The sequence below is a fragment of the Candidatus Beckwithbacteria bacterium genome, from assembly GCA_012797845.1.
In the GTDB taxonomy this organism is placed as follows: Bacteria; Patescibacteriota; Microgenomatia; order UBA1400; family UBA1449; genus JAAZOH01.
Genome location: JAAZOH010000008.1, coordinates 1 through 25,728, shown reverse-complemented (window position 1 = coordinate 25,728; position 25,728 = coordinate 1). Strand labels below are relative to the sequence as shown.

The 25,728-nt window shown below is 37.2% G+C and carries 24 protein-coding genes; 9 read left to right on the top strand and 15 right to left on the bottom strand.

Annotated elements, in window-relative coordinates:
• Positions 1-397: 397 nt before the first annotated feature.
• The 5 genes from GYA49_01395 (at position 398) to GYA49_01375 (ending at position 4,997) form a co-directional block, all read left to right on the top strand.
• Positions 398-1,765 (top strand): type IV secretion system DNA-binding domain-containing protein, encoded by a 1,368-nt coding sequence (locus GYA49_01395; protein NMC35678.1) that lies wholly within the window; start codon positions 398-400, stop codon positions 1,763-1,765.
• Positions 1,766-1,847: 82 nt separating this feature from the next.
• Entirely contained in the window at positions 1,848-2,126 is a 279-nt protein-coding gene (locus GYA49_01390) for a zinc-binding protein (GenBank protein NMC35677.1), read from the top strand.
• Positions 2,127-2,229: 103 nt separating this feature from the next.
• Complete coding sequence (locus GYA49_01385; GenBank protein NMC35676.1) at positions 2,230-3,162, top strand: hypothetical protein; 933 nt, start codon at positions 2,230-2,232, stop codon at positions 3,160-3,162.
• Positions 3,163-3,166: 4 nt separating this feature from the next.
• Entirely contained in the window at positions 3,167-4,090 is a 924-nt protein-coding gene (locus GYA49_01380) for a hypothetical protein (protein ID NMC35675.1), read from the top strand.
• A gap of 4 nt (positions 4,091-4,094) precedes the next feature.
• Positions 4,095-4,997 carry a hypothetical protein gene (locus tag GYA49_01375; GenBank protein ID NMC35674.1) on the top strand — a complete coding sequence of 301 codons (903 nt, stop codon included), beginning with the start codon at positions 4,095-4,097 and terminating at the stop codon, positions 4,995-4,997.
• Between the two features lie 6 nt (positions 4,998-5,003).
• On the opposite strand, the gene GYA49_01370 is transcribed toward GYA49_01375, so the two are convergent.
• From GYA49_01370 to GYA49_01350, 5 genes are all read right to left on the bottom strand, one after another.
• The gene (locus GYA49_01370; protein NMC35673.1) at positions 5,004-8,273 is read right to left on the bottom strand and encodes a S8 family serine peptidase; all 3,270 of its coding nucleotides are present in this window, start codon (positions 8,271-8,273) and stop codon (positions 5,004-5,006) included.
• 98 nt (positions 8,274-8,371) lie between these two features.
• The gene (locus GYA49_01365) at positions 8,372-8,947 is read right to left on the bottom strand and encodes a pentapeptide repeat-containing protein (GenBank protein ID NMC35672.1); all 576 of its coding nucleotides are present in this window, start codon (positions 8,945-8,947) and stop codon (positions 8,372-8,374) included.
• A complete protein-coding gene (locus GYA49_01360; GenBank protein ID NMC35671.1) occupies positions 8,937-9,470 on the bottom strand; it encodes a GNAT family N-acetyltransferase in 534 nt (177 codons plus the stop codon). Before GYA49_01360 ends, GYA49_01365 begins: the two co-directional genes overlap by 11 nt.
• A 3-nt stretch (positions 9,471-9,473) precedes the next feature.
• Positions 9,474-11,579, bottom strand: coding sequence for an excinuclease ABC subunit B (uvrB, locus tag GYA49_01355; protein NMC35670.1), 2,106 nt, complete (start codon positions 11,577-11,579; stop codon positions 9,474-9,476).
• Between the two features lie 105 nt (positions 11,580-11,684).
• Positions 11,685-12,773 (bottom strand): DUF333 domain-containing protein, encoded by a 1,089-nt coding sequence (locus GYA49_01350; GenBank protein ID NMC35669.1) that lies wholly within the window; start codon positions 12,771-12,773, stop codon positions 11,685-11,687.
• A 172-nt stretch (positions 12,774-12,945) separates the two neighbouring features.
• Here GYA49_01350 and GYA49_01345 point away from each other — a divergent pair, with 172 nt between their 5' ends.
• The 3 genes from GYA49_01345 (at position 12,946) to rsmI (ending at position 16,048) form a co-directional block, all read left to right on the top strand.
• Complete coding sequence (locus GYA49_01345) at positions 12,946-14,460, top strand: hypothetical protein (GenBank protein NMC35668.1); 1,515 nt, start codon at positions 12,946-12,948, stop codon at positions 14,458-14,460.
• A gap of 209 nt (positions 14,461-14,669) precedes the next feature.
• Positions 14,670-15,317: a transcriptional repressor LexA gene (lexA, locus tag GYA49_01340; GenBank protein NMC35667.1), complete on the top strand. Its 648-nt coding sequence runs from the start codon at positions 14,670-14,672 to the stop codon at positions 15,315-15,317.
• 23 nt (positions 15,318-15,340) lie between these two features.
• Positions 15,341-16,048, top strand: coding sequence for a 16S rRNA (cytidine(1402)-2'-O)-methyltransferase (rsmI, locus tag GYA49_01335; GenBank protein NMC35666.1), 708 nt, complete (start codon positions 15,341-15,343; stop codon positions 16,046-16,048).
• On the opposite strand, the gene GYA49_01330 is transcribed toward rsmI, so the two are convergent.
• Positions 16,025-16,945, bottom strand: a complete 921-nt coding sequence (locus tag GYA49_01330) for a hypothetical protein (GenBank protein ID NMC35665.1) — start codon at positions 16,943-16,945, stop codon at positions 16,025-16,027. The genes rsmI and GYA49_01330 overlap by 24 nt on opposite strands.
• A gap of 68 nt (positions 16,946-17,013) precedes the next feature.
• Between GYA49_01330 and lepB the strand changes: the two genes are divergently transcribed.
• Positions 17,014-17,589 (top strand): signal peptidase I, encoded by a 576-nt coding sequence (gene lepB / locus GYA49_01325; protein ID NMC35664.1) that lies wholly within the window; start codon positions 17,014-17,016, stop codon positions 17,587-17,589.
• A gap of 18 nt (positions 17,590-17,607) precedes the next feature.
• On the opposite strand, the gene GYA49_01320 is transcribed toward lepB, so the two are convergent.
• The 9 genes from GYA49_01320 to GYA49_01280 form a co-directional block, all read right to left on the bottom strand.
• Entirely contained in the window at positions 17,608-18,444 is an 837-nt protein-coding gene (locus GYA49_01320; protein ID NMC35663.1) for a ParB/RepB/Spo0J family partition protein, read from the bottom strand.
• Position 18,445: 1 nt separating this feature from the next.
• Positions 18,446-18,691: a 50S ribosomal protein L27 gene (rpmA, locus tag GYA49_01315; protein NMC35662.1), complete on the bottom strand. Its 246-nt coding sequence runs from the start codon at positions 18,689-18,691 to the stop codon at positions 18,446-18,448.
• An 87-nt stretch (positions 18,692-18,778) separates the two neighbouring features.
• Positions 18,779-19,555 (bottom strand): 23S rRNA (guanosine(2251)-2'-O)-methyltransferase RlmB, encoded by a 777-nt coding sequence (rlmB, locus tag GYA49_01310; protein ID NMC35661.1) that lies wholly within the window; start codon positions 19,553-19,555, stop codon positions 18,779-18,781.
• Positions 19,556-19,582: 27 nt separating this feature from the next.
• The gene (rplU, locus tag GYA49_01305; GenBank protein NMC35660.1) at positions 19,583-19,951 is read right to left on the bottom strand and encodes a 50S ribosomal protein L21; all 369 of its coding nucleotides are present in this window, start codon (positions 19,949-19,951) and stop codon (positions 19,583-19,585) included.
• 105 nt (positions 19,952-20,056) lie between these two features.
• Positions 20,057-21,130 carry an FtsW/RodA/SpoVE family cell cycle protein gene (locus tag GYA49_01300; protein NMC35659.1) on the bottom strand — a complete coding sequence of 358 codons (1,074 nt, stop codon included), beginning with the start codon at positions 21,128-21,130 and terminating at the stop codon, positions 20,057-20,059.
• Between the two features lie 4 nt (positions 21,131-21,134).
• Complete coding sequence (locus tag GYA49_01295; GenBank protein ID NMC35658.1) at positions 21,135-23,969, bottom strand: isoleucine--tRNA ligase; 2,835 nt, start codon at positions 23,967-23,969, stop codon at positions 21,135-21,137.
• A 148-nt stretch (positions 23,970-24,117) separates the two neighbouring features.
• On the bottom strand, positions 24,118-24,579 hold the full coding sequence (locus GYA49_01290) for a hypothetical protein (GenBank protein ID NMC35657.1): 462 nt from the start codon (positions 24,577-24,579) through the stop codon (positions 24,118-24,120).
• Between the two features lie 10 nt (positions 24,580-24,589).
• Positions 24,590-25,210 (bottom strand): hypothetical protein, encoded by a 621-nt coding sequence (locus GYA49_01285; GenBank protein ID NMC35656.1) that lies wholly within the window; start codon positions 25,208-25,210, stop codon positions 24,590-24,592.
• Positions 25,211-25,255: 45 nt separating this feature from the next.
• On the bottom strand, positions 25,256-25,728 hold a 473-nt coding region (locus GYA49_01280; GenBank protein ID NMC35655.1), incomplete at its 5' end, for a cell division protein FtsZ.

The following is a 25,728-nucleotide window of genomic DNA, read 5'->3' as shown; positions in this document are numbered from 1 at the left end:
GCATGAATACTAGATGGTAAAGCAACCTATGCTTGGTATGAGCACCCATCCAATATTTGAGTCCCATACCAGAAATTATGCCAGAACTAATCTTTCACCTCTAGTCTAAAGACTAGGGATTAATGAGCGGTATCATTTAAGGGTTCTGCTTAGTGATCAAGATATAGCCGAAAACTTGACCTTGCTCGACAAAGCGTTAGCCAAGCTTGATAATAGCGATTTAAATGCCCTGCAGAAAAACCCTAAAGCCAATGCTGTGGAGCAGCTTGAGTATTTCAAAGATAGAAAACTTGATCAGAAACCTTTTATTTTAAATGCCAAAGAAATTAGCGCTTTATACCATTTTCCTGATGAAAAGCTGAAGATCGGCGAAGTTGATAAAGCGCAGTCAAAAAAATTGGAACCACCTCACAATTTACCTAAGGGTCAATTTTTAGGTGATGCCAATCTTTCGGTCTTTGGCCAAAGCAACTATCGTGATACTTTTATAAGCTTTGGAATTAAACGTAACGACCGTAACCGTCACCTTTATATTGTCGGCAAAACCGGTATGGGCAAAAGTAAATTGATCGAGCTTTTGGCTCTTTCTGATATTTACAATGGTTATGGTCTTTGCTTAATTGATCCCCATGGTGATTTGGCTGGTGAAGTTTTGCACTTTATTCCTCAAAATCGAGTGGGTGATGTCATTTATTTCAATCCAGCTGACCTGGATCGGCCTATTGGTTTTAACCCCCTAGAGTGTCATAGTCCTGAAGCCAAAGATCAGGTGGTCACTGGTTTTATTGGCATTTTCAAAAAACTCTTTGCTCACAACTGGACCAACCGTCTTGAACACATGCTTAGGTTTATAGTTCTGGCTTTAGTTGAAGCTGGTGATGCCACCGTCATTGACATTGTCAGGCTTTTAACTGAAACCGATTTTCGTCATGATGTTATTGCCAAGGTCCAAAATCCAGTCGTTAAAAACTTTTGGACTCATGAGTTTGCCGCTTGGAACGAAAAGTTTGACAATGAGGCCATTATTCCTATTATCAATCAAGTTGGCCAATTTATTGCCAATGATTATATCCGCTACACAGTTGGACAAAAACGATCAGGCTTTGATTTTTACCAAGCGATGCAAAATCATAAGATTGTGATTGTCAATATTGCCAAAGGCAAACTGGGTGAAGAAAATACCGCTCTACTTGGCTCAATGCTCGTTTCCAAAATCCAGGAAGCTACCATGGCTCGAGTTTCTCTGGCTGAGGCTGACCGTCAACCGTTTTATCTTTATGTTGATGAATTTCAACATTTTGCTACCGAAGCTTTTAACCAAATCCTCTCCGAAGCCCGTAAATTTAATTTATCTCTAACCATTGCTCATCAGTATTTGGACCAGCTTAGTGAACCAATCCGGAAAACAGTCTTTGGCAATGTGGGTTCTTTTGTTAGCTTCAGGGTTGGACCTGAAGATGCTCGTTTTCTTGCCAAAGAGTTTACTCCCGGCATAAAAACCGATGATTTGATTAACCTTAATGTCCGGGATATTTACACTAAAATTTCCATTGATGGTAAATCTAGTACTCCTTTTTCTGCTAAAACCCTAGATATGCCTCAGGTTCAGAAAAGTTTTGCTAGCGAAATTATCGAGCTTTCCAGGCAAAATTATGGAGTCCCGCGAAGTCAAATCAATCGAAGCTTGCAAGAAAATCAAGAAACGATTAATCTGATCGCAGATGAAACTCAATTCAAACCAAGTTTTGAAGAACCTTTAATATAATAATTTGCATGCGTCATCTCGAACTTACTGAGAGATATTATTGATAAAAATACTCCACTTTAAGCCGAAATGAGCATATTCTATGGCTAAAGTTTGCCAACGTTGTCACAAACAATTTAAGGTTATTGCCGAAGAAAAAAAATTTTTGGATAAAATGGGCTTGCCAGAACCGGTTAATTGCCCTAGTTGTCGTCATGAGCTGCGGATGGAGCAACGCAACGACCGCCAATTTTACAAATATCCTTGTGCTAAATGCGGTAAAGAAATGGTTACCACCGTTAATCCGAAAAAAGGCTATACCGTTTATTGCCTGGATTGCTATGCTGATTTCCGGGCTAATGTTGACCTAACTAAAGTTTAGTTATTGTGTCATCTTGAGCAAAGCGAAAGATCTTTGGCTTCAGAAACCAAAAAGACTCTTCGCTCTGCACTAGTCAATATCGCTCAGAATGACAATAAAATTCATGTCAATTAACTTCTTACAAAAATACGAGACTTTAAGAAAATCTGTCCCTATTCCAGCTGTCAGAATTACCCAACTTGAAGATTGTAAAATGGTTGACTATACCCATTTTAGCAAACACTGCTATCACACTTTTACTGTCATGGCCTCAGAGCATGCCACCTATTCTACTCTTAGCGTGGGTAAACATTTACTTGATTGTGATTTAGCTATCTTTTCTGAGTTTTGTTACGAATGTTGCCAAGTCACTAATTGTTATAATTCTACCTATTTAGCTGATTGTATTAATTGTCAAGATTGCCATTTCTGCGCTAATTGTAACAATTGTCAAAATTGTTTTGGCTGCGTTTCTTTAAGTAATAAACAGTATTGTTTTTTTAATAAACAACTGGATAAAGATGCTTACGAAAAAGAACTGGTTCAAGCTCAAAAATTATCAGCTTCGCAAAATCAAGCTAAAATGCAAGCTATTTTTACAGCTACACCCCAACCGCAAAGCCGGCAACATAATAATGTCAATTGCCCTTATGGTGATTATTTAAACAATTCTCAAAATATTTATTGGGGATTTAATACCTTTTATTCAGAAAACTCCGGTTACCTCTTTGACTGCGGAACTGTTAGAAATGGCTGGGACATGACATTCTCTGGAGGAGGAGGTTCAGAAACTGGAGATCTAACTGCTATAACCGATGAATTTGTTTATGAAATGGTTGGAGGAGCAAGTAATTATAATTGCTCTTTCGGCACATACCTCAATCATTGTAATAGTTGTTTTTATTGTTTCGGCTGTAAAAACTGCAGCGATTGTTTTGGCTGTGTAGGTCTAAGCAATAAAAAGTATTGCATTTTAAATAACCAACTAAACAAAGAGCAATATGAAAAAGCAGTGTTAGAAATAAAAAAAGAATTAGGCTGGCCACTCAAACACTAGCTATATGCCAATCAATTTTTTGACAAAATACCAAGCACTACTTAAATCTATCCCCATTCCGGCAGTCAGAGTTACTAATCCTCAAAACTGCCAAAATGTTGACTATACCCACAATAGCCAAAATTGCCAATTTTGTTTTTTGATGATGAATGGGGATAATTGTTTTTACTGCAATGATTCTGCTGGCAAAACATTGGTTGATTGCAGTAATTGTTTGCTTTGCGAACTTTGCTATGAATGCACAGAATGTATCGAATCATTTAATTGTTTTTACTCTCAAAATCTGACTTCTTGTCGATCCTGCTCTTTCTGTAATCAATGCGTGGCTTGTAGCGATTGCTTTGGCTGTGTGGGTCTTAATCACAAAACTTACTGCCTTTTTAATAAGCAATTCTCAAAACAAGAGTATGAAAATCAAGTCTCTCAACTTAGGTTTAATAGTATTCAAGAGCAACTTGATAAACTGAAAAAACTAACAGCTAGTATTCCTCAACCAGCTAGTTTTCAACAAAGCAATGAAAATTGCCCATATGGTGACTATATGCATCATTGCCAAGATGTCTATTGGGCTTTTAGCGCTTATTACTCTCAACGCTGTGGTTATCTCTATCTTAGTGGTTTAGCTAAAGATTGCTGGGATTTAAGCTATTCAGCTGGCAGTACCAAAGAGATAGGTAAAGATGTGATTGAACTTTCTTATGATTGTGGTGGGGGTGGATCCCTATACCATTGTGCTTATACTAATTATTGTAGCTATTGCACTAATTGCTACTATTGTTCTGATTGTCAAAATTGCTCTGATTGTTTTGGCTGTATTGGATTAAAAAATAAGAAGTATTGCATTTTAAATAACCAACTAAGTAAAGAGCAATATGAAAAAGCAGTTTTAGAAATTAAAAAAGAATTAGGCTGGCCACTCAAACACTAGCTATATGCTAATTAATTTTTTACAAAAATTCCAAACTCTTAAAAAATCTGTTCCGGTTCCAGCAGTTAATATATTTCCTTATGATCAACCTATTAGTTATTGTGATTGGGTTTATCAATCAAATGATTGTAAGTATTGTTTTAATTGCTTTCAACTCAATAGAGGCTACTACTGCGATAACTGTTTAGGAAGTGATTTAGTTGATTGTGACTTTGCTACAGAATCCGAACTTGGCTATGAGCTAGTTGAAAGCAATAAATGCTATAGTTCTGCCTATCTTTACAATTGTGTTTTATGCAATGACTGTTTCCGCTGTCGTTCTTGCATGAACTGCAACGATTGCTTTGCTTGTGTTGGACTTTTTCATAAATCGTATTGTATTTTTAACAAGCAATATACTCAAACTACTTATAAAGCCAAAATAGCAATATTAAAATCAACATCAGCTAAATCAATTGCCAAAAAAGTTGCTGCTTTGGACAAAAAAATCCCTAAACCTGCCAATAATCAATTTAATACTGAAAATTGTCCGTACGGGGACTACATCAATAATTGTAAAAATAGTTTCTGGAGTTTTAACACGTACTACCTTGAAGATTGCGGCTATATCAATATTGGTGGTTATAGTAAAAATTGCTGGGATATTTATTTTGCCGGCATCAACCAGGAATTATGCTATGAAACTGTCAATACAGCTAGAAGCTACAACTGTGCTTATTTATTTGATTGTGGTCAATGTACAAATTGCTATTACTGTTTTCAGTGTAGCCAATGTTCTGATTGTTTTGGCTGCGTAGGTCTAAGCAATAAGAAGTATTGCATTTTAAATAACCAATTAAGTAAAGAGCAATATGGAAAAGCAGTGTTAGAAATAAAAAAAGAATTAGGCTGGCCCATTCCTAACTAATTTTCCCTAAAATTGAAAATAGCCATTGCAAGCCAGTTTTTGCGTTTTCAAATAACCAGTCGCACAAGCTTTAAGCGTCGATGACCAGGCACCACTACTATATACACTCGGGGCTTCAGTTTCGTACGTCACGCCATCCAAAACGATCTTATCAACCAGTAAGTTTCGGTCTTCATTACTTGCTGCTGAATACTTATCATTAGCAAAAACTAGCTTGATATCCTTAGGTAATAATTTACTGGGGTGTTTATAAGCAAAAACCTGCAAAGTATTTGATAAGGATTTAAAACTCCCAACTTTAACTTGATCAATATTTAGGTCAATAATTGGGTACTCTCCTAGAGCCGGACTGCCTGAAGCATAGATTTGTAAAATCGAGCTATTGGCATCACTATCAAAGCTAAAGGTGCCATTGCAATGGAGCCACTCGCTTTGTTTATAGCCTTGCCCACAACCATTAAAGCTCGACCATGATCCCACGCTAAAAGTAGAATAATCCTCGGTTTCATAAGTCATACCATCCAAAATAATTTTATCAACTCGCAAATTCCGATCTTGGGTAGAAGTGCTAGTATCATTTAAAAATCTAAGCGTGATATCCGAGGCAGTTATTGGAGCATTATGTTGGTACTCATAAGCTTTGTAACTACTAATATTAGTAAAAGTTTTCACTCTTGTTCCTTTTATTTCTAAAGCCATACTGGGATAGACATTGTCCACCTGAGTACCTTGGGCATAAATCACAACTTTTGAGTTAGGGATTGGGGTAGGGGTAGGCGTTGGCTCTGGTAAGCAAGCACCATCACTGCAACCATATGGACAGGTATAAGCATCTGTGAAACACTGATTTAGAGAACCACAATGAGCCTCTTGTAAAATATCACCATAGCAAAAATCGTCCCAACCACTATTATTACAACCCAAACCAGTTCCACTAATATGCCCTTTTTGGGCATAATTCAAACCGCCATCTGTATCAGCACAAGTCGGAGCTGGAGTAGGCGTGGGCGTTGGTTCTGGTAAACAAGCTCCATCACTACAACCATACGCGCACGGCACCCAAAGTTCAGTTTTAACATACTGATCTTGACAATATTTTTCAGCTAAATAACATGTATCACCCGTACAACTACTTACTAAATTAGCCCAATAATCTTGATAACACGTATCGTAAAATCCTACAAATTCCGTATCCGTATTCCAACCACTACCAGTACCTTTAACAAGGTAATCTTTGCCACCGTCCGAGTCTGTACAAGTTTGTGCTGGCGTTGGTGTAGGCGTTGGTGTAGGCGTAGAAGTGGGGGTCGGAGAAGGCGGTGTTCCAGTTTGCTGGATAAAGTTAATGTCTTTCCATTGAGTATTGGCACTATCAAGAGTTATTGACCAAAACTCTGGTTCATATGTTTCTTCTCCAAAAATATGTGGAGCAACTATATATACTCCAGAACTTAATTCATTATTTACATACTCGCCTGTGTCTTCATTGCTCCAGGCAAATTTTTCATAAATTTTATTAGCATAATCAGTATAAAAAACTACAGGAACCCTAATTGGAGCACCAGATAAATTTTTGATTTTACCAGAAACACTATATTGCTTTTCTATTACCAACTTTATTCTATCCTGACCAACAATATTTCCAAGACAGTCTGCCTCGCCATTTATTATTAAGCGTAAAGTATATACTCCGCTTTCAGGAATTTGGCGCAAATCAAACACTCCCAACAAACCATTGCTAATTCCGCCAGTACCATTATTTACTAAACTAATACCCGAGTCTGACCAAGAGATTGGTTCAATACCTTCACCCCACTCTAGTTTGTAATTTATTAAATTGTTGCTAGTTGCCCACCCATTTATAGCAATAGTTTGAAGGCTGGAAATAGCTCCTTCTGGGTAGAGTGGATACTGATCTTCTAACTCAAATTCCAAATCGTATGATTTAATTAAGGCTTCAGTTTTTATATTTTCACCACCATTGCAGTTATTTTCCCAACCATCACTACTTATCCGGCCATAACCCCAACGGCTATTCCACCATTCTGGAGCAATATTGCTTTGACCAAAAGGCGGTTTAGTAAAATTTTTTAGAATTTCTACAATCTGTAAGGCAGAATAATCAGGGTGTTTTTGGGCATATAAAAATCCCAATGCCCCAATCATGGGTGAAGCAAAAGAAGTCCCATCATTAAACCCATAGCTATTACTAGGCTTAGCAGTATAAATATCATCACCAGGAGCTGCTAAATCAACCCCAAAACCATAGTTAGAAAAATAAGCAAAATCGGTTTTACTATAAGCACTGGCACCTAAGACTCCACTATACCCAGCTGGAAAATGAATAGCATCAGCAGAGTTATTACCAACTGAAGCTACTACCACTATTTTATTTTGATCCACAATGTCAGTAATTGCATCCTGTTCGGCTTGATTAGAAACAGTGGCTCCAAGACTTAGATTGATCACCTTTACTTCAGGGAAACTACTAGCATACGCAATTGCTTTAAGAATTGAAGAGGTATTAAAAGTTGAGCTGCCAGGATAATTAGCTTTAATAACCATCACCTTACCTGTCCAAGCCATACCAACTATTCCAAGATTATTATTGGCTGTAGCTGCAGCCACTGAGTAAACTGCTGTACCATGACCAACATCATCTCTAATATCATTAGTATCGTTATAACTATTCCAACCATAAATATCATCAATATAACCATTGCCATCGTCGTCAATACCATTATTATCTACTTCATTGTGATTAATCCATAAATTAGCTTGCAAATCTTCATGGCTTAGATCTATGCCTGTATCAATAATCGCCATGACTGCAGAACTACTAGCTTGCTGTTCCCAAATCTTATTCATATCTAGATAGTTAGGATTTCTCAAATACCATTGGTAATAGTCTGTGTAATAAGGATCACTAATAATGATATCGGCATTAAGTTCACGATCAGGTACTGCATATTCTACGTTTTCATCTGTTTCCAAATCTTTAATGGTTTCTTCCAAAGTTTCAGCACTAGCTTCAATTACATACATGTTTTTTAAACTATTTAGTTTTTGGTTTTTTTCAGCAATTTGCCTACGGTTTTTTAAAAAATTAACTACGCCTTTTAGAATTTTTGGGGTTTTATCTTCTTTATATTTAACAATTATCTGGTTAGTATTTTGATTTGATTTAGCAAAAACTTGTGGGGTTAAAAGATAAAAAGAAGTCATTAAAAAAGCTGCTAAAAAAACTAGTCCCAACCATAGAGAAGTTTTTGACATAAAATATTGAAGAAGGCAGCTTCAAGTTCAATTGTATGAAATTTTTATGAAGACATCTTAAACAAAAAATACAAGACAAAACAAGTAGCAATTTTTAACTAAGCCAACTCAAACCCTTTACTTTGCCCAAAAGCTACAAATCCCTCAAGACTTAATTTAGTTTGCTCAATCTTACAATCAATAAATTGAGCACCATCAAGTTTAGCTTGAACAAAATCAGTTTTTTTTAAATCACAAAATTCAAATACGGTTTTAATCAAATTAGCTTTGGTAAAATTAACTTCACAAAGGTTACATAATTCAAAGACACCATCACCTAAGTCTGTCCCTTTAAATTTACAATCATTAAGACTGAATTTTTTCCGCTGAGTTCGGCTGGAATTTTTAAATTGGACCAAACGACAATTTTTCATAATCGCCCCCGAAAAGTCACAGGCTTTGATTGTGGCTTGAGACCAATCAATATTGCTTAACTTACTACCAGAAAATGAGCAGTTATCAAGGTGAGCAATATTAAAGCTGCTACCGGAAAAGTCACAGGTTTCAAATTGGCAATGTGTAAAACCAGTAAAATGAAAATTAAGACCAAAAAATTTACAACTCAAAAATTCATCACCTTCAAAATCCTGACCTTGAATTTCATCTTGAGTAAAAATTTTTTGTTTATAAAGCATTTTTATGAATTGAGTACAAATAAAGATCCCTAGCTTCACTGGAAATATTTGGGTGTATGACGTGTTTTTTTAGTACTTTTTGAAATCTTAAACCAGCTTTTTCCATAACTCTACCAGAGGCAATGTTTTCTAAATCACATGTTCCCTTTATAGTTTTAATATTTAACTGGGAAAAAGCAAGATTAATTATAGCTTTTAAGGCTTCGGTGGCATAGCCATTACCCCAGTATGGTTTTGCCAAAATATAACCAAAATCAGTTTTTCTGCTTTTTAAGCCTAAGCGAATCATTCCAATTATCTTATGATTTTCCTTCTTCTCTATCACCCAACTATACTCTCGAGCACTCTCCCAATCTTTAATGCAATTTTTTAAAAAGACACTGGTTTCAGCTATATTTTTATGAGGTTTCCAGGTTAAATACTTCGTGACTTCCGAATCTTGGGAATAACTGCTAAAAAGCACTTGAGCATCACTAAGCATTGGCTTTCTTAATATAAGCCGATTTGTTTTGAGTCTTTTCATATTTTAGTTTTGCAATTCTCTTATTTTATCCCTTATTTTAGCAGCCTTTTCAAAATCCAAATCTCTGGCTGAAGCTAGCATCGCCTTGCGTAAACGTTTCACTAAAAGATTAATATCTTCTGGTGTAAAGTCATCCTTTTTAATTTGAGTGATTTCAACTTCTTCACCTTTGGGTGTAAGTCGGACAACTTGATCTCGTTTTTTAACCTGTTCTTTGAGCTCCCGCTCAATCAGCTTTTCTCGAATTTCCTTTTGGATTGAAGTTGGGGTAATACCATGTTTTTGGTTGTAAGCTATTTGAATTTGGCGACGACGTTTGACTTCATCAATGGCTGCTTGCATTGAACCCGTCACAACATCGCCGTACATAATGATCTGGCCATCAATATGTCTGGCTGCCCGACCCATGGTTTGAATCAAAGAGGTGCGACTGCGTAAAAAGCCTTCTTTATCAGCATCTAAAATGGCCACCAAAGAAACTTCCGGCAAATCTAATCCTTCCCGCAAAAGATTAATACCAATTAAAACATCGTACTCACCTTTGCGCAAATCATCCAAAATATCTTGCCGATCCAGCGTATCAACATCAGAATGTAAATAAGCCACTTTAAGTTTTTGCTCTGATAAAGATATATCCAATTCTTCAGCCGCACTACTAATATGTTCTTCTTCATTGAGATAGTCGGTTAGAGCTTCGGCTAGTTTTTTAGTGAGCGTCGTAACTAATACCCTTTGGCCCTTAATTTTTCTTTTTAAAATTTCTTTTGTTAAATCCTGAATCTGGTTTTGGGTAGGTCGAACTTCTACTTCTGGATCAACTAAGCCAGTTGGTCGAATCAGCTGCTCAACAATCATTCCTTTTGATCGCTCAAGTTCCCAATCTGCCGGAGTTGCGGAAACATACACAGTCTGGGGAATTTTGCCTAAAAATTCGTTAAATTGAAGTGGTCTATTATCCAGAGCTGAAGGCAAACGAAAACCATAGTCAATTAAAGTTTGTTTCCTAGCTTGGTCACCGTTATACATACCCCTAATTTGGGGCACAGTCATATGTGATTCGTCAATAATTAACAACCAGTTTTTCTTTTGTCTAAAAAAGTCCAATAAAGTATAAGGTGGTTCACCTGGTTTACGATTATCAAAGTAGCGTGAATAGTTTTCAATTCCATTCACAAAACCTAGCTCAGTAATCATGTCTAAATCATAGTTAACTTTCTGATCTAGGCGCATCGCTTCCACTAATTTACCTTGACTTTTTAATTCCTTAATTCTGCTTTTTAAATCAGTTCTGATTTGTTCCATGGCTGGTTTTTGCCGCTCTGGGTCTGTCAAATAATGCTTAGCTGGAAAAATCATATATTCAGTTAGGCCAGCTTTAACGCTATCTGTTATCCCCCAATCAGTTTCATTTTTGATTTTTTGACCTGAAATCGGATCGACCCAAGCTAATTTTTCCAGCTTGTTACCCAAAAATTCTAGACGCAACAACTCATCGGTGTAGGCTGGCCAAAGTTCAACCGTATCCCCTTTGACTCGAAAACTGCCCCGCCTAGACTCATAATCACTTCTTTCATATTGCAATCTAACTAAATTTTTTAAAAATTGCTCTCTTGGCAATTCCTCACCAAGTTTAATGGTAATAGCAAAATGGGCATATTCCTGCGGATCACCTAAGTTGTAAATACAGGAAACCGAAGCTACTACAATTACGTCATCTCGGGTTTGTAAATTGGTAGTAGCTAGCAAACGCAGCTTTTCAATCTCGTCATTGATATCAGTTTCTTTTTCAATATAGGTATCAGTGGTCGGAATATACGCCTCAGGTTGGTAATAATCATAGTAAGACACAAAGTAAGAAACTCCATTTTTAGGGAAAAAGTCTCTAAACTCCTGGTAAAGTTGCCCAGCCAAAGTTTTATTGTGAGAAATTACCAGGGTTGGCAACTTAGTTTGCGCAATCACATTGGCCATGGTAAAGGTCTTGCCACTTCCAGTAACTCCCAACAAAACCTGACTGGGATTATCTTTTTCAATATTGGCAACTAATTGTTTGATTGCCTCGGGTTGATCGCCCGTAGGTTTAAATTTTGAAGAAAGACTAAATTGCATAGATCTTTTATTATACCCTAAATCTAAGAATGTTAGCCAAAAGATAAAAAGTAATTTACCTTACTGAAATAGGCATTTTTTGAAACAATTGAAGTATTTGGAATTTTATTCCACTGCTTTTGGACTGTCTAGATCCGGACAGGTAATTCCATCTTCATTTATGGCACAATCCATTTTATTGGGTAATGTGCACATTTTATTTTTTATATCAACTTCACCACCTCTAATAGCACAATCTATTTGGCCTTGATTTTCATAGCCAGTTATTTTGACTCCACCATCTGGACATTCACTTCGATACAAAGCCCATTCTTCACATTGTCTATTATCCTCAAACACACAAATACCAAACTCATTGCCATTAACATCTTTACTCATCGTTATAGTTCCACCTTTATCAATGCAGTTTTTTGAAGCTGGATTAGCAATGCCCACTTCTATCTGAGTATTTTGATTACTATTTCTATAGTAAACCAAAGTCTGTTCCCCTAAGTCCCTTGGTCCTAGCTGATAGACAGGGAAATAAAATGTGATAGCTTGATCATTAAAGGTAAACTTAGAAAAATTTTTTTCTTCTGGCTTTGTGCCTTCAGTAAACATTTCCTCCAAGTTGGGATTATCATTTTGACCCATATTTAGCTGATCTCCTAATGTAGTTCTAGCATAATTGGAAATAGTCTCTAGGTAATTTTTTTGGTCTGGAAATAAATCAGTTAATACTACTTCTTTATGGTTTACCATGTCATAATTATAAGTAGTAATCAAATCATCAGGATTAGCTCCGCCAGTAAAAGATTCGCTACGCAGCACGAAACTAATGTATTGTTCATTAAGCTGTTGTGGCTGCCAACTCATCTCAAGAGTAAAGGGTTGATCTGGATATTCACCCAAATTTTCATCAGGAGTCGCATTAGCTTTTCTTTCTTGCCAATTTTCTGAGGATGCTTGTTTGAAATCACTAATGCTTTTTTCTACAAAGTCTTCTATATTTTCACTTAAATTTTTAGCACTGCTAAATAAAGGATATTCAACATCAATTGTATAAAGTTCGCTTGTTTCTTTTTTACTTTGAACAGTAACTTGCAAACCTTTTTCATTTTTAAATAAATTAGAGGTAAAAAACATGTACTCACCAAACAAGGCTAGTGCTAACCCCACAACTAGCAAAATAAAAATGCCATTACGTATTTTCATACTATATCCTTTTTACTTTTTTATATGTTAATAATATGGCAAGCATAGTCTTACGTTTAAAATTATACTATTTTAAGTATTGATGTTGCAAATAAAGTTTGAGTTGTGGTATGAAATATATAAAGAATAAAAAATTATAAAACCTCAAATTATTAAAAAGGAGAATTTTTTTATGAAAAATAATATCCCCCTTGTTGTTCTTTCCACTGTAGTCGCTACTCTGTTATTGGTTTTTATTGTACTATCTCTTACTAAAGAAAAAAATCTTGTTAGCAACCTTATTCAAACTAAGCCACCTGTTACTATTTCTGGAGAAATTGATTTTAATGGTATCACTCCCGATCATGGCACCTTAGTTCTCAAAGCTAAACCCGCCGATAAAGAAGGTTCAATGCAAACTATTGTTACTGATATTTCTCCATCAGACAAAGCTCATTGGTCTTGGTCTCAGGCAGAATCTGGAATCAATTATCAGCTTCAAGCAGAACTGGAATTAAATGGTCAAAGTATTGCCAAATCAAATATTAAAACAGTTACTGCTCCAGCCAATCATGAAACTCTCACTATCAATCTAACTAAAGATGAACTAGTTAAATATAGCAAAGATGGATTCCAAGACTTACTAGTTTCTAATGTAAGCGGAGCTATTGATCTCAATGGTTATATTCCAGCCAATAGTAAAATTGTAATTTTGGCTAAAGCCAACACAGATACTGATTACACTACAGTTGCTGATAATGTTACAGCCACAGATGGTCAAACCTGGCAATGGACTAACGCCACCTACGGAACAGGTTATGATATTAAAGCTATATTGGAATCTGATGGTAATGATATTGGCGAATCACCAGTTATTAGTGTTACAGCTCCAGCTAGTAATGAGTTTTTACGCATTGTTTCCGCAGCCAAACAACCTGCCCCGCAACCACAAACTACCAAAATTTCCGGGACCATAGATTTAAATGGACCAGTAGCTGACAATAGCACTATATTGGTTTTGCAAAAAAAACCAAGCGAACAAACTTACCAAGTTATTAATCGCTACTCAGCTAATGATGGTCAATATTGGGAATGGGATAATGCCATCTCTGGCGTTGAATATGAAATCACAGCAGCTCTACAGGTTAATGACAATAATACTGCTACCGCCAACGCTATTACGGTCACTGCTCCAGCAAATAATGAGACTCTCACCATTAACACTGGAGTCAACTTACCAACACCCAGTAGCCAACCCAAAGTCTTAAATTGTGGCAATGAAAATGGCAATCAATGGCCCGTGAGCATCAATTATCCAGGCATTAGTAATGCCACTATGTATTGGATTCAAATTGGGACCCAACCAGGTTTTAACGATGTTTACAACCAAATGGTATCAAGTCAAAACGGCAGTGATAAATCAGTTACCGTTAATGTTAACGACCAAAGCTATTATTACACTAGGTATGCTTATGCTGACTGCGACAACTGTACACAAAGTCAGGATTATTCTAATTTTTCTAACACTTTACAATTTCATTGCGGCAATAATCCTAGCCCTGATAACAACCAATACACTGGATATATCTGCGATAGTAGTAGTCACAGCTGCCAACTAAGCACAGACGATAATGCAACATATAGCTTTACCAATGCTGGTCTTGCTCAATGTCAAAGATCATGCGGTCCTTTTCCTTTAGTCAGATAGAAAACACCCTATCAAAGCAAAATACCTCTTATTTTTAAAATAAGAGGTATTTTTGCATAGAATTTACATACCACTTTGCATCACAAAGATCTAGTTGACGACTTCGGGGTTTTTTTGCCAAACTAAATCCAAATATTTTAAAAACAATACCCAAAAATTTTACTGTCCAAGATAGTTGGGTTTTAGCATTTTAAGGAGGAGATCTGCCTATGAACAGCGCTCAACCCCGTCATATCGTGACTCTCTATAAACGTCAGCGGCAAATTATCGAATTTATATCGCAATTTATTCAGAGAAACGGTTACAGTCCTACTTTGCGTGAAATTGGCGATGCCATGGGTTTGTCATCTTTAGCTACCGTTCATGAGCACGTTGAACGCTTGGTTGACAAAGGAGTTTTGAAAAAAACTGCTGGGAACAAAACCAGGGGCATTATCGTGGTTGATGAAAAACTGGGAACTATGAAACAGGGAGTTAATCTTCCTATTTTAGGTTGGATTGCCGCTGGTCAACCCATTGATCCCTACACTGAGCCAGATGCTTATTTACAGGTTTCGGCTGAAATGCTCTCAGGCCGTAAACGTTCTTTTGTCCTTCAAGTTCGCGGTGAATCCATGATTGATGAAGGGATTTTGGATGGTGATTATGTAGTCATTGAAGAAGAGAGTGATGTTAAAGATGGTGATATCGTGGTAGCGATTTTAGAAACCGGTATTGCCACTTTGAAAAAAATCTTTCGTGAAGCCACTCGGGTTCGCCTTGAACCAGCCAATAGTAGCATGGCACCGATTTATGCTACCCGCGTTCAAATTCAGGGCAAATGTGTTGGTATTATTCGCCGTTTTGAAGCTCAATAGCAGTTTGGTGATACAATACCTTCATGTCACTTTTCATTGTTGCTACTCCTATTGGTAATCGATCTGATATCACCTTAAGAGCATTACAAACCCTTTTTAGCATGGATGCAGTTTTGTGCGAAGATACTCGCAAAACTAAGCAGCTTTTAGATTTTTATCTTAAAGATATTCCCTCTCAAATTCTGGGAGAAAATCCTAAAATTCCGGTTTTGCTATCTTTTTTTGAACACAATGAAGCCGCTAAAATTCCTCAAATCTTGGGAGATCTTAAGCAAGGTGCGCAAATTGCCCTGGTCTCCAATGCTGGTACTCCAATTATTTCTGATCCGGGCTATTTACTAGTAAAAGCTTGTCACGAAACTGGCATTAAAGTCATAACTATTCCTGGACCTTCAGCTTTAACCAGTGCTTTATCAATTTCAGGCTTAGCCACTGATAAAGTGCAATTTTTGGGGTTTTTACCCAGAAAACATGGCAAGCAGACTAAAATTTGGCAGGATATTTTTGCTTCAAAAATTGATCAAACCGTGGTTTTTTATGAATCACCCTTTCGGCTTAAAAAAACTCTAGCCAATATTAACGAGATTTTCGGTGATATTGAAATCAGCGTCGCTAGAGAATTAACTAAAGTTCATGAAGTAGTTAAACAAGGTAAGATTTCAGATTGGCTACAAGATAAAAAAACGCTCAAAGGCGAGTTGGTGGTTTTATTTCGCACTCACCAGAAGTAATTGCAGTGCTCCGTATACCGGCGGTTTCTGAGGTAAAATAGTATTAAAGTGAGGAAATTGCTGGCGTAAAGCCGAAGCTAAATTATTTGGGTCAATAACCTTGTGTCTAAAAAGCCCTCCCGTTAAAACTAAATCAAACTCTTCTTGGTCGAGTCCTAAGCGCCGTACCACTGCCTGAATATGCACCATCAGCTTTTTCATCGCATCATCTAAAATAGCTTGTGCGGTTTGATCATTTCTCACTTGTTCATCATCATAAAAAGTAGCTAGTTTAGCAATCTCAGTTTTACTAAAACTATCTCCATAAACCTTATGCTTTAGATCCAACATGTTCTTAATTTGAAAATAGGTTAATACTTTTTCTTCCAAGATAGTTTTAGGTCCCCGGCCATCCCAACTTTGTTCAGCTGCTAATAAAATCTGGTGGCCAATATCAAAAGCGCTGCCTTGATCTGTCAAAAAAAAGTCCAAGCCTCCAGCCTTAGCTTCCTGACCTTGTACATTTTTACCAAAACAAGCCGAACCAGTACCAGCAATTAAAACCACTCCATTGGCAGCTTGAGAACCAGAGGCTAAGGCAATCTGACTGTCGTTAATGCAAATAATTGGACCAGGAACTAAATTTCTAAGTTTATTTTCAAAAAAAGCTGACATTTCATTTTTTTCAGGAACTGTATCCATGCCGGCAAGTCCAATTAGGACTTTAGTAAGTGGCTCATCGAAGTTAGTTTGTTTTTGGGCCTCTTGTAAGGCTTGTTCTAGATTTTGCCATGATTCATCCCGGGAAACACTAGCCCAACTCAGGGGGCCAGCTTGAGCCTGCGCCAGCACCTCTCCTCGACTATTTGCCAGCAAAACATGAGTTTTAGTACCTCCACCATCAACTGCTAAATACATAGTCTTTTTAGTATCAAGCTTTCTATAAACTATTGCAAGTTTAAAGCTAAAGCGGGATAATTAATCCTATGTCTATTTTAAAATCCCTTACTGAATTCTTCTTAGATTTTCTGGAAACTATTATTGTAGCTTTGGTTATTTTCCTGGTGCTGTATATGTTTATTTTTCAACCACACCAAGTTAAAGGCCAATCCATGTACCCTACCCTTCATAATGGTGAATATTTATTGACCAATAAACTAACCTATCGGTTTAGAGAACCAGAAGTAGGCGATATTATTGTCTTTAGAGCCCCCAGCCATGAAGAACTGGATTATATTAAACGGATTGTGGCTCTTCCTGGTGATCGAGTCAAATTACTTGATGGTAAATTTTACATCAACGGCTATGAACTAAATGAGTCAGAATATTTAAGCAGTGATGTCAAAACTACTCAGGAACGTTATTTACTTGAAGGAACTGAAGTAGTTGTGCCACCTAATAGTTATTTTGTAGCTGGCGATAATCGGCCTAACTCCAGTGATTCTCGTGATTTTGGCCCAGTCCCATATCAAAATATTGTCGGTATTGCCTGGTTTCGCTACTGGCCACCTCAAAACCTTGGCTTAGTCCAAAACGGCGAAATTTTGAAAAATGAAAATTAAGCTTAGCTTAAAAGAAGTTTAAACAGCCTCTACAGTTACCCCTTTAAAAATCTTCTGCAACCGTTCTTCGGTTTGTGCTGGATTGCCATTGAGCAAAAAAGTAACCTTGGTTTGTCTGGCAGTTCTAATGAGTTTAACACTAGATTTACCTCCTAAAGATTCTTGCATCTTGCTTTGCATTCGGTCTATATCCTCATGGACAATGTTTTGAGTTTGACTAGGCTTTGCTTGCCGTAAACCAGCATGTTCAAGCTGTTGTTTGACCCGTCTGGCAATTTCTTCAGTGCGCCTGACTGAAGCTGTTTCCCTGAGTACTTGTTTATAAGCCTCAATCATAGCTGAGGGCTGCACAATCCCTAGCAAAGCTCGGGCATGACCCTCGCTAATCAAATTGCCCAACAAACCATCTTTTAGCACATCTGGTAATTCTAAAAGCTTTAAAGAATTAGAAACATAAGAAGGACTTTTCCCAACTCGACGAGCTACATCAGCATGAGATAAATTAAACTCCTGCAACAGCCGATTAAAAGCTTCAGCCCGCTCTAAAGGATTAAGATCCTCCCGTTGCACATTTTCCACAATAGCCAGTTCCAGCATTCCTTGAGGGCTGGTTTCTTTGACAATGCAAGGCACTTGGGTCAGCCCTGCCATTTTAGAAGCTCGCCACCGTCGCTCACCGGCAATGATTTGAAAGCCAGCTGGGGTATGAGCTACTACCATTGGTTCTAAGATACCGTGCTCTTTAATGGAATCAACCAGATCCATAATGGAGTCTGGAGTTATAACTCCTCGAGGTTGCAAAGGATTAGGCTGGACTTGAGTAATGTCCAAATACTGAATTGATTGTTTATCCATATTACTTGACGTAAGCAAAAATTTTGCCCATGCGCTTTTTGAAAGCTACAATTCCATCTTTTAAAGCAAAGAGGGTGTGATCTCGGCCAGTGCCGACATTATCACCTGCCATAATTTTAGTGCCACGCTGTCGCATAATAATTGAGCCAGTAGTGACTGTTTCACCAGCGTAGGTTTTAACTCCTAAACGCTTACCTGCTCGACTTGGATGTTGTCTGGTTGCTCCAGATGCCTTCTTGTGTGCCATATGTTTTTCCTTTTATAACTTGATAATCATATAGTAACTTTTCACGAAAATCAATCCTTAATTTCACAAACCCGAATAAAAGACTAATTATGCGTAACGCCTTTGCCTAACCACTTCATACATAGCAATAGCTGCAGCCACACTCATATTAAGCGAATCAATTTGACCCAACATCGGAATACTGATATACCCATCCAAAAGCTTAGCGATTGGTTCAGACAAACCTCTATCTTCTACTCCCATAATCAGACAAATACCTTTGTTTAAATCAGTTTTAAAGAGATTGTAATCCGCTTTTTCACTAGCTCCTAAAAGTTTGATACCATGCTTTTTCAAAAGTTTTAAAGCCACAAATAGATTTTCTTCGATAATCATGACGTGCTCTTCAGCCCCCATAGCCGTCCGGTAAACTACTGGACTTAAAGGTTCACCTTGTTTGGAAATGATCACTCCATGCACTCCAGCTGCATCAGCTGTCCGAATTACCGCCCCTAAATTATGCTCATACATTACCCCGGTTAGCATGATAAAAAAAGGAGCTTGCTTTTGCTTTTCCAAAATATCCAGGAGTTCTTGCAAACGATACACTTCCAAATATTCCCCAAAAGCAATAATTCCCTGATGATTACCACCGGTTTTTGATAATTTTTTTAGCTGATGTGATCCAACTCGCTTGATAGGGACTTTTTGTTTATTAGCCAGTTGTTTGATTTCTTGCAAGCGCTCATCAAACTTCATCTTTTCTTCTATTAGAATTTCTGTCAATTTATTTTGAGCCCGTAAAGCTTCCCGCACCACATTGCGACCCTCTAGTTGACGTAGAGCAGGTTTAGAAAATCGTCGAGAAGGCTGCTTAACACCCATATAAATACAGTAATTGAGTAAAACTTTTTATTGAGCCGATTTGGCTTTTGGCTTTTGAGAAGTTTTTTTAGGAGTTGGGGTAGTTTTTTTATTACTACTAAGAGCAACTTTGCTTAAACTTTGACGATGGCCTTGGCGGCGGCGATGACGGGATTTAGCTTTAAAACGTAAAATTCTGATTTTTTTACCCCGTTTTTGCTCTACAATTTCCAAATCAATGGTTTTACCTTCAAGATAAGGGGTACCAATTTCTACATTTTCTCCATCAGCAATCAGCAAAACTTTGTCAAAACTAACCATATCTCCAGCTTTGCCATCAACTTTTTCGATCTCAAGTGATTTTTCGGGGACAACTTTGTACTGTTTGCCACCGGTTTCAATAATTGCAAAATCCATACTTTGTGTCATTCTGAACTCGTTTCAGAATCTATTTTAATACATATAAATAATTTTCTAAGAACAAAAGGCAATTATACTTGATAAGCTAGGATTACGCAATTGTCAGCGTAAATAAATCGCCTTATCCTGCCGAATACTCTGACTAGCTGAGCTAGCAATTCCTAAAGCTAGCCAAGAAGACAGCATTGAACTACCGCCAACTGAAAGAAATGGCAAGGTAATCCCCGTCACCGGCAACAGTCCTAAGTTAATTCCAATATGAAAACTGGCTTGAAATAAAAACATCGCAAATGTTCCCAAAAAGACCATTCGTTTTACCGGATCACTGGACATAGAAAACAAGGTCAATAAGCGTCCCCCTAAGCTAAAAAATAAAATCAATACTAGACTACTTCCTAAAAACCCCAGCTCCTCAGCTAAAGAGGCAAAGAAAAAATCAGTATGTTTTTCCGGTAAATATTGCAGTCTTGATTGCGTTCCTTTACCTAGGCCTTGTCCAAATAACTGGCCTGAACCGGCAGCAATCACCGCCTGAATTTGGTTATAGCTAGCTCCTAAAGGATCGGCTTGCGGGTTTAAAAAATGCTCAACTCGCTGTTTTTGATAGGAAGCTAAAGACTGCCACAGAATTGGCGCTGCAATCATCAGTAAAATGGTTAAAGCTACAAAAAACCGTTTTTTGGGATAACTAGCCATCAAGACAAAAACTCCAATCAGCAGCAAGACAATCATACTACCTAAATCTGGTTGCAAAAAAACTAGCAAGCAAACTAGAGCCAAAACCCCTAAAACTAGTAAAAACTGAGGAAATTTTTTGACATTAACTTTGGCAGCTAAAAAACTTAGGCCTAAAATTAGAAACGGCTTCATTAGCTCTGAACTTTGCAAACGCATAGCTCCAACTTGCAACCAACGCCTTGAACCTCGCACTGCCTCAGCTAAACCAATAGTGAGCAGTAGCAAAAGAAAAGACAAACCAAAACTCACCAAGCTAAAAGCTTGTAAAAAAGTAAAGTCAATCAGGCTAAGTAGCAAAAATAGCAATAAGCCAACTATAAAAAATTGTAGCTGACTAGCAAAATCGCCAGGAGAAATACTGTACGTTACCACTAAACCCAAAACACAAAGCAATAAGGCTGGAATCATCAGCCATAAATCTGGAAGCTTAATAAGCATGGCTTTAGTTTTCGACTGACAGAATATCTAATGTCTCGCCAGTTACGATTTCCGAAACTAAGGTTTTTTGTTTAATTTCTTCTTCAAAGTCTTTAGGCCAACTTGGCAAAGAAATTTTTACCTTAGCAGCAATGCTAACTTGTTTTTCTTTCCGTTTTTCCTGAATTTGGCGAATCAGCTGCCGAGCTTCCCCAGCTGCTTTAAGTTTAGGAGTAATTTTAGTATCAAAACTCACTTCAAGATTGCCATCACTCTTTTTCCAAATAATAGTTTCGATATTAAGCTCATCTTTTAAAATCTCCTGCAAAGCAACGTCTAAAGCCTCGCAATTACGAACAGCCATAGAGCTTAGTGGTTGCCTAATTGGAATTTGCAATTCTTTGCGTTTAGCATTGCCAAGACTAGCTATTTCCCGAGCTAAATTCATTTGATCCAAAAAGCTTTGCTCTTTTTGAGTAACAGTTTTAAACACAGACCACAGACAAAGATGAATTGATTCAGCTTGACCAGATAAACTAGCATATACATTTTGATATATTTCTTCGACAATAAACGGAGCAAACGGCGCCATTAGGACACATAGTTCATACAAAACCGTATGCAAGGTCTCTAAAGCCTTGCTATCCCCAGACACAAAGCGATCCCGACTCCGCCTAATATACCAAGTAGATAGGTCATTCACCAAAGGCCGTAAATATCTGGTAGCTTTAGGAATATTGTATTCGTCTAAGTATTTGCTGACTTTTTGTTGGGTTTGCTTGAGCCGCAGTACCAGCCATTTATCCATCGCATTATCAAGAGATAAATCGGCAAGACCGGTGATTTTTTGAGGTGAAAAACCATGCAGATTCGCATACATGACAAAGTATTTGTAGCTATTCCATAAAATTCCCAAATTACGCTGCACCTCTTCTTTTATACCTTCTTCATCAATGTTTAAGTTTTCCCCAGCCATAACTGGGCTAGCCATAAAATAAAGCCGTAAGGCATCGCCACCATAGGTTTCGATAACTTTTTTAGGATCAGGGTAATTACCATAGGATTTACTCATCTTCCGGCCATCAGTCCCCTTAATTACCCCCGTAGTAACTACATTTTTAAAAGCTTGCTTGCCAAACAAAGCATTGGAAACCACATGCATCACATAAAACCAAGCTCTGGTTTGAGGCAAATATTCGATAATAAAATCGGCCGGGAAACTTTTGTCAAATTTTTCTTTGTTTTCAAAAGGATAGTGGACTTGCCCATATGGCATCGATCCAGATTCCATCCAACAATCCAAAACTTCCGGAATCCGCTTCATGGTTCCGTCACAGGCATCGCAAGCAAAAGTAAACTCATCAATGTATGGCCTATGTAAATCGCTAACTTTTTTACCGGAAAGTTTTTCGATCTCAGCAATAGAACCTAGAACTTTTAGCTTTTGGCACTTATTACATTTCCAAACCGGCATAGGAGTGGCCCAGTAACGGTTTCGACTAATACACCAATCTGGGGCTGATTCAATGCCTTTTTTAAACCGACCATATTTAAGGTGTTTGGGAAACCAGTTAATGTTTTCATTGGATTTAAAAAGTTGTTCTTTTAGGTCTTTTACATTAATAAACCAAGCTTCTTGTGGAGCATAATAAAGCCTGGTGGCACAACGCCAACAAACTGCCACACTATGCGCGTGCTGGTCAATTCGGTAAATTAAACCCCGTTTCGCTAAATCTTCATCCACTACCTTATTGGCTTTAAGATAATACAAACCTTTAAAAAGTGGATGGTCTAAAGTAATATGGCCTTCACCATCTACATGCTCCAGTAGCCAGATATTTTGCTCACTCATAACTTTAAAGTCATCTTCTCCGTATACAGCTAAGGTTACTACGCCAGTGCCTTCGTCAGTAGTTACAAAATCGCCGGCAATAATTTCCCAAGCCCTTTTACCTTCTGGAACCGGAAAATCATATAACGGCTCATATGTTTGACCCAAAAGCTTCTGGCCACCAAACTCTTCAACTATCTCATAGCCTTTATCCAAAATTTTCAAAGTGTCTTTAGCTAAAATATAAAATTCGTTATTTTGTTTAACTTTGACATAAGTAAATTCGGGATTAATCGCCAAAGCCGTAGTCACGATTTTATTCCAAGGTGTAGTTGACCAAGCCAAAATATAGGTTTTGTCTAAACCAACTAATTTAAATTTATAAACAGTTGAATCTTCAGTAAGGTCTTTATAGCTGTTATCCATAGCCACTTCAAAATTGGAAACCGGCGTACCGCAGCGGGGACAATACAAAGAAATACGTTTACCTTGGTAAATCAAACCTTTATCGTAAATAGTTTTAAAAACCCACATCACCGATTCCATAAATTTCATATCCATAGTTCGATAAGCATGGTCCATATCTACCCAACGGCCAATCCGGTCAATATACCATTTCCACTCTGAAGAAGTTTGTGACACATAGGAATAACAGGTTTTGGTAAATGTATCTAAACCAATTTTTTCCACATCTCGCCTGGAAGCAATCCCTAACTCACCTTCAACTTTGTGTTCAATGGGCATACCATGACAATCCCAACCCCAAATCCGCTCTACGCGGCGACCTTTCATAGTTTGATACCGCGGAATTAAATCCTTAGCTATAGAAGGCAGTAAACTACCATAGTGAGGCATACCGGTCACAAAAGGCGGCCCATCGTAAAAAATGTAAGGCTTATCTTCTGGTCTGCTTTGGACACTTTTTTCAAAAATCTTCTGATCCTGCCAAAATTTTAGAATCTTTTCAGTCAGCTCTCCGAAATTTGCTTGGCTGGAAACTTCTGAATAAGAATTTTGCTTGTTTTTCATAGATTTTATTGTAACAAAATTACTAGCGTATAAAAAAAGACGCTTGCGCGCCTTTAGCTAAGCTACTAATTTTTAGCGCTTAGCTTTTATTTAATAATAATTATTTGATTTAGCATGGGCAAAATTATAAACCAAAATAATTCGAATCTCAAATTAAATAATAGTTATAAACTGCCAAAATCGTACTAACTAGCAAAAATTCAACTAAAGCAATCATAATTCCCATAGCTGCAATATGGCCATCAGCAATAATTTCACTAGTTAAGATCATTTTATTGCTTTGGTATTTTTTAAGTTTCCGACCTAGTTTTTGAACACCCTGCTCATTAAACATCAAGTACAAACTAATACCGCAAGCCGAAATAATACTAAAGAAGCTAAAAAATCTGGAATTAAAGACAAGCTGTTCAACTAAATCAAGTTGGTTTTTTTGCAAATAAAGATCAATCAGTCTTGGCATTACTAACAGCTGAATAATTGCCAAAATAATAGTTGTAAACAACATGATTATAGCCACTAAATGCTGCTGTTTTTTAATTACTAAAAGAGCATCTTCTTTCCGGATATAAACCGGATATAAGGCGTGTAAAATAGTTCTTTGTTTTGCCATACTATAAATCTTATTGTAATAAAATAATAACAACAGTTATCAATACTAAAACCATAGAAGCAAAGTAAATCCACAACATTGTATTGACTGCAAAAACCCGTTCTCTTTTATACTCTTGATGTAAAAAACTAAGTGGATTTTTGGCAAACGAGGCCTCATTGTCACTACTTTTTTCTAAAAAAGCATCTTTAACTGGTTTTAGATCTCTTTCTCCGACTGCAATCATTTCTTTAATAGTTTGTTTTTTTTGCATCAGCTCTACCTGTTTCTGAGAAATTGCTTGCAGATAAATCCCTTTATGGGGCGCGAATGGTTTTGGTTCAATTATCTGACCATAACAAACTTGATTTTTACTGTTTTTATATTTAACAATTGAACCTTCTAATGTATCAGCTGTTAAAGTAATTACTTTGTCAGTTTTACTCATCAAATGCTGGGCAAAAATATCACCATTATCCCAAAATAACGGTAGGGCCACTAAACCAATTAGCTGCTTTTCGACAGATAAACCGGTAAGTGAAGCCGCAGTCCGAGGGATTCGATAGTGCGGATGGTTATATATATTTGTTTTTTCACCAAGAAGACTTCCCACACCTAAAATACCACCAGTAGTAGCAATATTGGCAGACATATCTTTAAGTATAGTCAAAAGTCTGGAAAATGCAAAATTATGTTACTATTTTTTCTGCCGTAAAAAGGCTGGGATTTCAAAAGGATCATCATCATCAATCAAATCTGTTTCCATCTCCTGTTGAGGAGGCAAAGGTTGACTCATTTTTTCAATATCCTGTCTTGGTTCGACTAAGTCGTCGTCTGATTGTAAAGTTGTATCATCATTCACTCCTTGAGCAGAGCCAATGTTTGAACGACTTGGGATTTCCTGAAGATTTTGAGGTCTCACTATTGTGGGGGTCGAAAATCTAGGGAATCGATCACTACCCTCAAATCCCGTAGCAATAACGGTAATTTTAATCTGATCATTAAGAGCCTCGTCAATTGAGGTCCCAAAAATGATATTGGCATCCCCGTCAGCGGTTTTACTGATAATTTCAGCCGCATCATTAACATCTTTCATGGTCAAGTCTTTGCCACCAGAAATATTAAAGAGAATGCCTTTGGCTCCTTGAATAGAAATCTCAAGCAATGGAG